The sequence below is a fragment of the Bacillus sp. FH genome, assembly GCF_052216825.1.
Taxonomy (GTDB): domain Bacteria; phylum Bacillota; class Bacilli; order Bacillales; family Bacillaceae_G; genus Bacillus_A; species Bacillus_A paranthracis.
The window spans coordinates 2,570,189-2,582,302 of record NZ_JBQOUU010000001.1 but is presented as its reverse complement, the minus strand read 5'-3'; the positions used below and the strand labels follow the sequence as shown (position 1 = coordinate 2,582,302).

The window sequence follows — 12,114 nt, the reverse complement described above, 5'->3', positions numbered from 1 at the left end:
GGAAATGTGGCGAGGATTTAAAGGAGGAAAAAATATGAGGATATTGCATATGAATGCAGGAGCAGAAGATGGGGGAGGGAAAACACATATTATTTCACTTCTCGATCAGTTTCCAACTGGTGAAGTAGAATTAGCGGTATTTGAAGATGGAATTGTTGCGAAAGAAGCAAGAGAGTTAGGGATAAAAGTCCATGTGTTTTCACAAAAATCCCGCTATGATTTATCTATTTTAAAGAATATAAGCGAATTCATTAATAATGAAAAATTTGATATAGTTCATACGCATGGTCCTAGGGCTAATTTCTATGTTTCTTTAATGAAAAAGAGAATAACGGCAAAATGGGTAACGACTATTCATAGTGATCCATTTGAAGACTTTACTAAACAAGGCTTAAAAGGTTGGATTTTTACGAAATTGAATTTGAAAGCCTTAAAAAATATAGATTTATTTTTTGTTGTAACAAATAGATTAAAGAAAAGTTTAGCTGCTTTAGGTATTTCTAATGAAAAGATGCATGTTATTTATAATGGAATTGAATACGATAAGGAAAAAGCAGAAGGTTATAATAAAAAAGAAATGTTCAATATTGATGAAGATGTATTTACGGCAATCCAAGTAGCACGATTGCATCCTGTGAAAGGACATGAAGTTCTATTTGATGCGTTACAACGAACAAAATTAGAGAAAATTAAAGTATTGTTAGTTGGCGATGGCCCGTTAGAAGAAAATCTAAAGTCATTGGCTATTGAAAAAGGGATTAATAATAAAGTCGAGTTTTTAGGGCATCGTCAAGATGTAAAACAATTATTTGCGTCGTCACATGTGAATTTATTAACCTCCCATAGTGAAGGGTTCCCACTAGTTTTATTAGAAGCGGCAAATCAACGCGTACCATCAATTGTGACTAGGGCTGGAGAGATTGAACCATTAATTGTAGATGAAACGTATGGATGGATTGTGCCAACAGATGATGGAAGGGCATTAGCATTAGCTTTAGAAGAAGCGTATGATAAGTGGAAAACTGGAGAATTAGCAGCAATGGGGAAACATATTTATGAGCATGCTATTATGAACTTCTCACTTCAAAAACTATATGAAGATACAAAGGAAACATATAAGCAATTAATAGCGAAAAACTTGTAATGATAGAGAGGATAGTTAACTATGGCAGTACAAACAGTTGATATTCTAGGCGTTCCTTTTTCTACAATGACAATGGATGAAACGGTCCAATATTTAAAAGAACAACTAGAAGTGGAGCGAACACATACTTTTCAGGTAGTAACAGCAAATCCTGAAATTGTTATGTGTGCAAAAAAGGATGAAGCATTCCATCAAACATTATTAAATGCAGATTTAATTACACCTGATGGTATTGGAGTCGTAAAAGCAAGTGGTATGTTAGGTACACCTGTAAAGGAACGTGTAGCAGGTTTTGATTTAATGTGTAATTTACTTGCGGCGTTATCAGAAGACAATAAACCAGTATCAGTTTTCTTATTAGGTGCAAAACCGCATGTTGTACAAGCTGCAGCAGATCATTTAACGAAGACGTATTCAGCTGTATCTATTGTGGGTATACAAGATGGGTATTTTAAACAAGAAGAAGAAGAGAATATTGTTTCTCGTATTCAAAAGGCAAAACCAGACCTATTGCTTGTTGCACTTGGTTTCCCGAGACAAGAGAACTTTATCCAAACGAATAAGCATCGTTTAGAAACGAAAATGGCCGTTGGAGTAGGCGGAAGTTTAGATGTATGGGCTGGAGAGGTAAAACGTGCACCAAAATGGATTCAAGCGATCCATTTAGAGTGGTTTTATAGATTGTGTAGCAATCCAACGCGTTGGCGTCGTCAGTTAGTATTAGCGGAATTTTTAAAAGAAGTCATGCGTTCAAAAAAGTAGCGTTCTATCGCTACTTTTTTATTTGTCCATTTTTAATAAAGTGCGTTTTTATTCATCTACTACCGATTGCGGACACTCACTAATCGGGTGTTTAATGGCCATGGTTTTTTTATCTATCGCTCTTTGCTTCAGCTGAATTTTGAGGTGAGGGGTCTTACTGCTCTCAAATAGTCGGATAAGTATTTTACTTTTTGGGAATGATGAAGGAGAATTTTTTACACGAAAGTATTTTACTTATACAATTCACACATGTAAAATGATGTGTAAAGACAGCTGTGTAAGGAGGACTTCTTGTGGGCAAGGTGAAAGAAATTTCGAAGCGAAAGCTACTTGGTATAGCGGGGCTTGGATGGTTATTTGATGCAATGGATGTTGGAATGCTTTCATTTGTAATGGTAGCGCTGCAAAAAGATTGGGGATTAAGTACCCAAGAAATGGGCTGGATAGGCAGTATTAATTCAATTGGTATGGCGGTCGGGGCGCTCGTTTTTGGAATACTATCAGATAAAATAGGGCGGAAATCAGTCTTTATTATTACATTATTATTATTTTCTATCGGTAGTGGTTTAACGGCTTTAACGACGACACTTGCTATGTTCCTTGTTTTACGATTTTTAATTGGTATGGGGCTTGGTGGAGAACTTCCAGTTGCTTCTACATTAGTATCGGAGAGTGTTGAAGCACATGAACGTGGCAAAATAGTTGTGCTATTAGAAAGTTTTTGGGCAGGTGGATGGCTAATCGCAGCTCTTATCTCGTATTTTGTTATACCGAAATATGGTTGGGAAGTTGCGATGATATTGAGTGCGGTTCCGGCACTATATGCTTTATATTTAAGATGGAATTTACCGGATTCTCCAAGATTCCAAAAGGTTGAAAAAAGGCCATCCGTTATCGAAAATATAAAGTCAGTTTGGTCTGGAGAATATCGTAAGGCAACAATTATGTTATGGATTTTATGGTTTTCTGTTGTCTTCTCCTATTATGGCATGTTCCTTTGGTTACCTAGTGTAATGGTATTAAAAGGATTTAGTTTAATAAAAAGTTTCCAATACGTACTTATTATGACGTTAGCTCAATTACCAGGTTATTTCACAGCTGCTTGGTTTATTGAACGTCTTGGTCGTAAGTTTGTTTTAGTTACGTATTTAATTGGTACAGCTTGCAGTGCTTACTTATTTGGAGTGGCAGAGTCATTAACGGTATTAATCGTAGCGGGCATGTTACTATCATTCTTTAATTTAGGTGCTTGGGGTGCATTATATGCTTATACACCTGAACAATACCCAACAGTTATTCGTGGTACAGGTGCAGGGATGGCGGCAGCATTCGGTCGTATTGGTGGTATTCTTGGACCGCTATTAGTAGGATATTTAGTTGCTTTACAGGCTTCACTATCACTAATATTTACGATTTTCTGTGGATCAATTTTAATAGGCGTATTTGCTGTAATTATACTTGGGCAAGAAACGAAACAACGAGAATTAGTATAAGGTAAAACTTTAATCGGTAAGTGATCTCAATTATTGGTCCGTACCAATTATATTTTAGAGTAGTAAAAATAAGAGCCCATGTTTTCTCATTCAGTGGGTTTTACTGCCTACAAATAACGGAAAAAAGGGCAGGGGGAACCATGATGGTTCCCTTTTTTCTGTTTTTTTAGATAAATAATGGTATAGTAAGAAAAAGGGAATGTTCCTTATAAAAGCGAATGTATACAACAGGACATACGGACAAAAGAATTAGGTGGTTGAAGAAATGAAAATTTTACTGATCATGGAAGATGCAGAAGAGCGAAGAAGTTTAGTTGAAAAATTTACTGAAAATATAAGGAATGTAGAATGTTTTGAAGCAAATACAGGAACAGAATCATTATTTATGATGAAGAAGCATACACCAGATTTTGTTTTTTTAAATTCAAAATTACTAGATGGAACGGGTTTTGAATATGCGAGTTTATTACGGGAAGTAAATTGTTATACGAAATTTATTTTTATGGGTGAAGATATAGAAGAGTCCATTACAGCATTTCGTTTTCAAGCAGTTTATTATTTACTACGCCCATTTCGCGAGGAAGATTTGCAATTCCTCTTATATAGAATGGCTAAAGAGCAAGGTGAGAAAGCAAAGAGCTATTTGCGTAAACTACCGATAGAAGGTCAAGAGGGGATTCGGTATATTTTTCCTGAAGATATTGTATATGTAAGCAAAAATAAGGAAAACAAAACAGTTTCAATTTATACAACAAATAATCAGTATATTTCAACATATACACTCCAGGAGCTAGAAAATAAGCTAAATGCATATGATTTTTTACGTGTGCATAAAAGTTATTTAATTAATATGTCATATGTACAAGAGTTAAAGCCTTACTATAATGGCACATATAATCTGTATTTAGATAAATATGATGAGCAACCGATTCCAGTAAGTCGTAATTATGTGAAACGACTTCGAAATAAAATTGAATTATAGTAGATAGTGCGAATTTTTTAACATGATAAACTAAAAATCCTTCATGATAGGGAGGATTCAAGTTAAATATTCAGAAAATTTAGTACAATCCCACTAAGAAATAGTATTGGGGGGATTGTATGTGAGAACATTGAAGTCGATTTTACTTTGGGGAGTTATTGCAGCAGTAGGAGCCGGGGCTTTTGGTGTAATAGCTTTATCACAAGGTGAAACTATTAATGCTGTATGGCTCTTAGTAGCTGCGGTATGTGTGTATGCAGTTGCTTATCGCTTTTATAGTAGATTTATAGCGAGAAAGGTATTCGGTTTAGATAATAATCGACAAACGCCAGCTCATACATTAAATGATGGAAAAGATTATGTTCCGACAAATAAATGGGTATTATTTGGGCATCATTTTGCAGCAATCGCTGGGCTGGTCCTTTAGTAGGACCGATTTTGGCGGCACAAATGGGATATTTGCCAGGGACAATATGGATTATTGTAGGGGTAGTTGTCGCTGGAGCTGTGCAAGATTTTGTCATTTTATTTGCTTCGATGAGACGTAATGGTAAATCTCTCGGTGAAATGATTAAAGATGAGATTGGTCCTGTTACAGGACTTATTGCAATGATTGGTATTTTAGGCATTATGATTATTTTATTAGCAGTATTAGCATTAGTAGTAGTAAAGGCGCTTGTCGGAAGCCCTTGGGGAATGTTTACGATAGCAGCAACGATTCCTATTGCTATTTTAATGGGAGTATATATGCGCTACATTAGGCCTGGACGGGTTGGTGAAGGGTCAGTAATTGGAATTATCCTACTTATACTGTCTCTTATTGGAGGGCAGTATGTAGCGGAAAATCCAGCGCTTGCAAGCATGTTCACGTTTAGCGGAGAAACAATTGCTATAATGCTTATTGTATATGGATTTATCGCATCGGCATTACCAGTTTGGATGCTTTTAGCACCACGTGATTATTTAAGTACATTTTTAAAAGTCGGAACAATTGTAGGATTAGCAATCGGTATTTTAATTGTAGCACCAGATTTACAAATGCCAGCAGTTTCGAAATTTATTGATGGAACTGGTCCTGTGTTCTCTGGAAATTTATTCCCGTTCTTATTTATTACTATTGCTTGTGGTGCAGTGTCTGGATTCCATGCTCTTGTTTCATCAGGTACGACGCCGAAGATGATTGAGCAAGAGGGACACGCACAGCCAATCGGTTATGGAGCAATGTTAATGGAGTCGTTTGTAGCAGCCATGGCGATGATTGCAGCTTGTGTATTAACACCGGGAACGTACTTTGCAATTAATAGTCCTGCAGCACTTATCGGTACAGATGTCTCGCAGGCAGCTCAAGTTATTTCCTCATGGGGATTTGCTATTACACCAAATGAACTAAAAGATCTCGCTGTAAACGTTGGAGAGCAAACGATTTTATCACGTACAGGTGGTGCACCAACGTTAGCGATAGGTATGGCATATATTTTCTCAAAAGTAATAGGTGGAACGGCCATGATGGCATTTTGGTACCATTTTGCGATTCTCTTTGAAGCGTTATTCATTTTAACAACGATTGATGCTGGAACGCGCGTAGGTCGATTTATGATTCAAGATATTTTAGGGCATGTATATAAGCCATTTGGGAAAACGGATTCTACATTAGCGAATGTAATAGCTACAACGTTATGTGTGTTAGGATGGGGTTATTTCTTATATCAAGGGGTAGTTGATCCGCTTGGTGGAATTAATACATTATGGCCACTTTTCGGTATTGCAAATCAAATGTTAGCAGGTATTGCGTTATTACTTGGAACGACAATTTTGTTCAAAATGGGAAAAAAGGCATATGTTTGGGTGACGCTTATTCCAACTGTCGGATTGCTTATTGTAACGATGACGGCGGGTTATCAAAAGCTATTTCATGAAAACCCTAAAATAGGATTTCTATCCCACGCAAAGGTGTTTCAAGGAGCATTAGATGAGGGGAAAGTGTTAGCGCCAGCTAAAAATGTAGCTCAAATGAAGCAAATTATTTTCAATGATTATATTGATGCAGCACTTTGTGGAATTTTTATGATCGTTGTAATCGCTGTATTAATTTCTGCAATTCGAATTTGGATTCAAGTATTAAGAAATAAGCCGATGCCGCTAAAAGAGGCACCATATATCCCTAAAGATGAAAGTGAGTCGAGGAACTATGCTTAAAAGACTACGGCAAGTATGGGGACAAAGGAAACACTTTATTAGCTTACTTGTTGGGGTACCAAGCTATGAAACATATGTAGAGCATATGAAAAAGCATCATCCAGAAGAAGAAGTTGTATGTCAAAAACAATTTTTTGCAGAAGCGCAAGAAGCTAGATTTAATGCAAAGGGTGGAAAGATATCGCGCTGTTGTTAGTGAAAAGGACGAATTTTCGTCCTTTTTATTTTTTGCTGTTTCACGTGGAACAGCAAAAAATAAATAAAAATATTTGGGAATTATAGGGATTTCGTATACAATAAAATAAGGAAAGGGATAGATAGAAAAGTAGGGAGATTATTTTATGTTAAGGGACTTATTTGTAAACACAACAATTATTCTTTCCTTTATTTTTATTGGAGGTCAGCTTTTAAGAGATAAACCGTTAAAAGAAGAGTTCTCTTTTTGGCAGAAATGTGTAGTAGGTATTTTTACTGGAATATTAAGTGTACTGTTGATGTACTTTGGCGTACATATTGGGGATATTATGTTAGATCTACGCTATTTAGCTGTTATTTTGGCAATTATAATTGGAGGTCCGATAGCTAGTAGTATAACAGTTACGATTATTTTAATTACCCGATTATTTTTAACCGAGTACTCTTTAGCCTCTGAATTGGCTTGTTATACTATTGTATTGATAGGTATTGGGGTTACTTTCATTTGGCGGATGAAAGTTTCTATGTTTACAAGATGGATCTGGTTTAATGTATATAGTTTATTTATTTTAGCGGTGCCACTTTCTATGCTGTTTAAGGATATGTCTATAGTATCATTATATTTAGCTTGTAGTAGTGTTGCAGCATATATCACATTTATAAGCGCGAATTATGTATTGCAATCCAATGAGTTATTTCAAAAGATGAAGCAATATGCAACGATAGATGCATTGACAGGGTTAGGAAACGTAAGGCAGTTTGATTTAGAAATGAATCATCATATTGGTAATAAGCGCATGAAAAATGATTCACTTTGTTTACTACTTATAGATATTGATCATTTTAAGTCTGTAAACGATACGTACGGGCATCCTGCAGGAGATGAAGTATTAAAACAGATAGGGCGTATTTTACGAGAAGTTTCAACGTTTCCAGATTTGGCTTTTCGAAAGGGTGGAGAGGAGTTCGCGCTTCTTATACCACAGAAGGGATTAGCTTACGGAATGCGTATGGGGGAACAAGTTCGCGCAGCTGTTGAAAAACATTCATTCCAATTGTTAGATGGAACAAAAATAAAAATTACAGTTTCAGTAGGAATTTCAGTATATGAACAATCACCAGAGCAATTTATTCAAGCTGCTGATGATGCATTATATTACTCCAAAAGAAATGGTAGAAATCAGGTCAGTTCTGCATCTTAAAGATAAGATGACCAGAAGAGCTTATAAATAAAAACACCCACAGAGAGGGAAAATACACACTCTGTGGGTGTTTTTATTTATAGGTTAGACAAGCTCTTTTGATACAACGAATTTACGATATGCACCGTGATGTGTTGGGCCTACGTATTCGTTGATCTTGAATGAATAACGGATAGCAGCTGTGATAAATTCTTTAGCAGTTTTTACTGCTTCTTTCACAGGTTTTCCTTTTGCAAGTTCTGCTGTAATTGCAGCAGAATATGTGCAACCTGCGCCGTGTGTATTTGTCGTATCAATTTTTTCTGATTCTAGAATGTCGAATGTCTTTCCGTCATATAGGACGTCGATTGCAGTTTCCGTACCAAGCTTGCTACCGCCTTTAATTAGGACATATTTCGCACCTAAAGCATGGATTTTTTTCGCTGCTTCTTTCATGTCTTCAAGAGAATTAATCTTTACGCCACTTAATTGGTAAGCTTCAAATAAGTTTGGTGTGACAACTAATGCCTTTGGAACAAGAACGTCACGTAAGCAATCATTCGTTTCAGGATGTAATGCTTCATCAGCACCTTTACATACCATAACAGGGTCAACTACTACATTTTTGAAATTATGTTTTTCGATTGTTTCAGCAACCATTTCAATAATTTCTACCGATCCAAGCATACCTGTTTTTAAAGCATCTACGCCAACGCCCTCAATTGTCGTTTCTAATTGTGGTTTTAATGTAGAAGCTGGGATTGGGAATACGTTATGTGCCCAACCGTTATGTGGATCCATCGTTACGATTGTCGTAAGAGATGTCATTCCGTACACACCAAGTTCTTGGAATGTTTTTAAATCTGCTTGTATACCAGCACCGCCACTTGTGTCAGAACCAGCGATAGTAAGTGCTTTATTTAATGTCATTATGAAAAGCCCCCTCAGGTGATATAATGAAAACTATGTTTTCACCATTATATCAATGTTACGAATAAGTACAAAGTGAAAAGTAGATGATTTATGTTAGGAACTATGTAAAATCTTGTATGTAGGAGACGAATTATGTTTCAAGAGAATCGTACAAATGAATTAGTTATATTAAAAGAGATTGCAGAAACACTAAATACATCAAATGATACATATCATGTATTGCAAGCAGTACTAGAAAAATTGCTGAGTGTAACAGGTTTAACGACAGGATGGATATTTCTTGCGGATGAAAATGGTAGGTATACAAAATTAATTGATTATCAATTACCAGAGGCACTTACATATGAAAACAAACGTCCGATGTGTGAAGGAGAATGTTGGTGTTTACGTGGCTTTGTGGATGGAAAATTAGAACGAGCTGTTAATATTATTGAATGTAAAAGAATTAATAATGCAATTGAATATAATTGGGGAGATACAGAAGGAATTCTTCATCATGCTACGGTTCCTTTAAAGGCTGGAGGAGAAAAATTTGGTTTGTTAAATGTGGCAAGCCCAGGTAAAACACATTTTTCAGAAGAAGAATTAGTATTGCTTCAATCAGTTGCTTTCCAAATTGGAACGGCTTTAAAACGAGCAAAGTTATATGAAAATGAAAAGCGAAGAGCACATTATTATGTGAAATTAGAACGGTTCATTCAAGTTTTAAGAACGATTCATCAATTTAATATATTGCCTGAAAAAGTTGTAGGTCAATTAGGTGAAGTGTTTCAGTGGAATCAAGTCGCATTCTTTATTAGGGAAGAGAAAGAATTATCCTTGCGGGCATCTTATTGCCAGGAAGAATGGCAGGAGGATATAAAAGAAGCAGCGAAAGAAGCGTTAGAAAAAGGTGAACCTATTTTATTAAACGATCAAATCAGTCATAAGATTGCCTCTAATAGGACGGTTATCGCCACCCCAATACAGATTCAAACTCACATATTTGGTGTTTTATGTGTTAGTTCAAATAATGGTGAATTTGATGTAAATACGTTAGATGTACTTCAAGCAATAACAACTCATATTTCTTTCGTGATAGAAAATTTAAGGTTAAATGAGCAACGACGTGAACTCGTACGAATGGAAGAAAGAAATCGATTAGCAAGGGACTTACATGACTCTGTTTCACAAAAGCTATTTTCGTTAACCTTTATGACAAAAGGCGCTGAGGCGGTTTTAAAAGGTCAAAACGAAAAAGTGGATCGATCTTTGCATGATATGCGTGAACTAGCGCAAGGAGCTTTAAAAGAAATGAGGACGTTAATTTGGCAATTACGTCCAGCGGGTTTGGAGAAAGGATTATTACCAGCTTTAAAGCAATATGGTGAAAGTTTGGGATTGAAAATTCGAGAACAAGTTACAGGTGTCCGTGATTTGCCACGCGTAGTAGAGGAAGCGCTATGGAGAATTGGACAAGAAGCTTTAAATAATGTAAGTAAGCATGCAAATGTTAGAGAAGCGACGATTTATTTCAAAGTGACGGAGAAGAATGTATCATTAGAAATAGTCGATCAAGGAACCGGCTTCGTAGAAAAGGATATAAAAGAGAAGAAATCACTTGGCATGACTACGATGCGAGAAAGAGTAGAATTAGTCGGTGGAACAATTAAAATTGTAAGTGATAAGAAAAGGACAAGTGTAAAAATAAACGTGCCATTATGATGTGAAAATGAGGGAAGTTTGTGAAAATAAAAGTATTGTTAGTTGATGATCATACAGTCGTTTTAAAAGGATTAGCATTTTTCTTAAGTACACAGGAAGATATAGAGTTAGTTGGAGAAGCAAGTAATGGGAAAGAGGCACTAATGAAAGTAGGGGAGACGAATCCTGATGTTGTACTAATGGATTTATATATGCCCGAAATGGATGGTGTTGAGGCGACAGCGTGTATTAAAAAAGAATATCCGGATGTGAAAGTAATTGTATTAACTAGCTTTTCTGATCAGGCGCATGTGTTACCAGCATTAAGGGCTGGAGCAAGCGGGTATATTTTAAAAGATGTAGAACCGGATCAGCTTGTTGAGGCTATTCGAAGTGCATATAAAGGTAATATTCAATTACATCCTGATATAGCAAATGCTCTTCTCTCTCAAACATTACCTGTAGAAGAAAAGGAAGAAGAGCCTTCTATTCAAGTGGATGTGTTAACAGCGAGAGAAAATGAAGTATTGCAGCTATTAGCGAAAGGGATGAGTAATAAAGAAATCGCTTCTGTTTTAGTTATTACGGAAAAAACGGTAAAAGCTCATGTAAGTAGTATTTTGAGTAAGTTGAATTTATCTGATCGTACGCAAGCAGCATTATATGCAGTAAAAAATGGAATTGTATAAGACGAAAGTCGTAAGACCTAGTTCGCCTTTAGAAGGTGGACTTTTTTTATGGAAAAATACGTCTATGTGAGGACGAAATTGTCTTGATATAAAGATAAAATATGTTTGTAAGCAACAAAACAACAATTACAAGGGATACCTTTTTTGAAAGCATATAACAACAGAAGAGTTAGTACTAGGAGGAAAACATAATGACAAAAGTTTTATTCGTAAAAGCAAACAACCGTCCAGCGGAACAAGCAGTTAGTGTAAAATTATATGAAGCGTTTTTAGCAAGTTACAAAGAAGCGCATCCAAACGATACAGTAGTAGAACTTGATTTATATAAAGAAGAATTACCATATGTAGGCGTAGATATGATTAATGGTACATTCAAAGCTGGTAAAGGGTTTGATTTAACTGAAGAGGAAGCAAAAGCAGTAGCAGTTGCTGATAAGTATTTAAATCAATTCCTAGAAGCTGATAAAGTCGTTTTCGGTTTCCCATTATGGAACTTAACGATTCCAGCAGTGTTACACACATATATTGATTATTTAAACCGTGCTGGTAAAACGTTTAAATATACGCCAGAAGGTCCAGTTGGTCTAATTGGAGATAAGAAGATTGCATTATTAAACGCGCGCGGCGGTGTATACTCTGAAGGTCCCGCAGCAGAAGTAGAAATGGCTGTTAAATATGTAGCAAGCATGATGGGCTTCTTCGGCGCAACAAACATGGAAACAGTAGTTATTGAAGGACATAACCAATTCCCAGATAAAGCAGAAGAAATCATTACAGCTGGTCTTGAAGAAGCAGCTAAAGTAGCAAGTAAATTTTAATTGAAAATAGAATCGTCACTCAAAAAAGTAGCATTAAC

The 12,114-nt window shown here is 36.0% G+C and carries 10 protein-coding genes and 1 pseudogene; 10 read left to right on the top strand and 1 reads right to left on the bottom strand.

Going from position 1 to position 12,114, the window contains the following annotated elements; genetic code table 11:
• The first annotated feature begins 34 nt into the window (after positions 1-34).
• From ACTT1L_RS13640 to ACTT1L_RS13610, 7 genes and pseudogenes are all read left to right on the top strand, one after another.
• Positions 35-1,144, top strand: coding sequence for a glycosyltransferase family 4 protein (locus tag ACTT1L_RS13640; RefSeq protein ID WP_061131907.1), 1,110 nt, complete (start codon positions 35-37; stop codon positions 1,142-1,144).
• 21 nt (positions 1,145-1,165) lie between these two features.
• Positions 1,166-1,906: a WecB/TagA/CpsF family glycosyltransferase gene (locus ACTT1L_RS13635; protein WP_000290759.1), complete on the top strand. Its 741-nt coding sequence runs from the start codon at positions 1,166-1,168 to the stop codon at positions 1,904-1,906.
• 293 nt (positions 1,907-2,199) lie between these two features.
• Positions 2,200-3,399: an MFS transporter gene (locus tag ACTT1L_RS13630; protein ID WP_000521096.1), complete on the top strand. Its 1,200-nt coding sequence runs from the start codon at positions 2,200-2,202 to the stop codon at positions 3,397-3,399.
• Positions 3,400-3,664: 265 nt separating this feature from the next.
• Positions 3,665-4,381 (top strand): LytR/AlgR family response regulator transcription factor, encoded by a 717-nt coding sequence (locus tag ACTT1L_RS13625; protein WP_000698252.1) that lies wholly within the window; start codon positions 3,665-3,667, stop codon positions 4,379-4,381.
• Positions 4,382-4,502: 121 nt separating this feature from the next.
• Positions 4,503-6,577: pseudogene (gene cstA, locus ACTT1L_RS13620) on the top strand (carbon starvation protein CstA).
• Complete coding sequence (locus ACTT1L_RS13615; RefSeq protein WP_000919824.1) at positions 6,570-6,773, top strand: YbdD/YjiX family protein; 204 nt, start codon at positions 6,570-6,572, stop codon at positions 6,771-6,773. Before cstA ends, ACTT1L_RS13615 begins: the two are co-directional and overlap by 8 nt.
• Before the next feature lie 145 nt (positions 6,774-6,918).
• The gene (locus ACTT1L_RS13610; RefSeq protein WP_071742889.1) at positions 6,919-7,974 is read left to right on the top strand and encodes a GGDEF domain-containing protein; all 1,056 of its coding nucleotides are present in this window, start codon (positions 6,919-6,921) and stop codon (positions 7,972-7,974) included.
• Positions 7,975-8,058: 84 nt separating this feature from the next.
• On the opposite strand, the gene pdxK is transcribed toward ACTT1L_RS13610, so the two are convergent.
• The gene (gene pdxK / locus ACTT1L_RS13605; protein ID WP_061131905.1) at positions 8,059-8,883 is read right to left on the bottom strand and encodes a pyridoxine/pyridoxal/pyridoxamine kinase; all 825 of its coding nucleotides are present in this window, start codon (positions 8,881-8,883) and stop codon (positions 8,059-8,061) included.
• Between the two features lie 135 nt (positions 8,884-9,018).
• On the opposite strand from pdxK, the gene ACTT1L_RS13600 reads away from it, so the two are divergent.
• The 3 genes from ACTT1L_RS13600 to ACTT1L_RS13590 all read left to right on the top strand — a co-directional run bounded on the left by ACTT1L_RS13600 (position 9,019) and on the right by ACTT1L_RS13590 (position 12,076).
• Positions 9,019-10,590: a GAF domain-containing sensor histidine kinase gene (locus tag ACTT1L_RS13600; RefSeq protein WP_000485091.1), complete on the top strand. Its 1,572-nt coding sequence runs from the start codon at positions 9,019-9,021 to the stop codon at positions 10,588-10,590.
• 20 nt (positions 10,591-10,610) lie between these two features.
• A complete protein-coding gene (locus tag ACTT1L_RS13595) occupies positions 10,611-11,258 on the top strand; it encodes a response regulator (protein ID WP_000695784.1) in 648 nt (215 codons plus the stop codon).
• A gap of 191 nt (positions 11,259-11,449) precedes the next feature.
• Positions 11,450-12,076: an FMN-dependent NADH-azoreductase gene (locus tag ACTT1L_RS13590; RefSeq protein ID WP_000170050.1), complete on the top strand. Its 627-nt coding sequence runs from the start codon at positions 11,450-11,452 to the stop codon at positions 12,074-12,076.
• Positions 12,077-12,114 lie beyond the last annotated feature (38 nt).

Coding starts and splice junctions, on each gene's coding strand:
- ACTT1L_RS13640 (WP_061131907.1), top strand. CDS start 35: ATGAGGATATTGCATATGAATGCAGGAGCAGAAGATGGGGGAGGGAAA.
- ACTT1L_RS13635 (WP_000290759.1), top strand. CDS start 1,166: ATGGCAGTACAAACAGTTGATATTCTAGGCGTTCCTTTTTCTACAATG.
- ACTT1L_RS13625 (WP_000698252.1), top strand. CDS start 3,665: ATGAAAATTTTACTGATCATGGAAGATGCAGAAGAGCGAAGAAGTTTA.
- ACTT1L_RS13615 (WP_000919824.1), top strand. CDS start 6,570: ATGCTTAAAAGACTACGGCAAGTATGGGGACAAAGGAAACACTTTATT.
- ACTT1L_RS13610 (WP_071742889.1), top strand. CDS start 6,919: ATGTTAAGGGACTTATTTGTAAACACAACAATTATTCTTTCCTTTATT.
- pdxK (WP_061131905.1), bottom strand. CDS start 8,883: ATGACATTAAATAAAGCACTTACTATCGCTGGTTCTGACACAAGTGGC.
- ACTT1L_RS13600 (WP_000485091.1), top strand. CDS start 9,019: ATGTTTCAAGAGAATCGTACAAATGAATTAGTTATATTAAAAGAGATT.
- ACTT1L_RS13590 (WP_000170050.1), top strand. CDS start 11,450: ATGACAAAAGTTTTATTCGTAAAAGCAAACAACCGTCCAGCGGAACAA.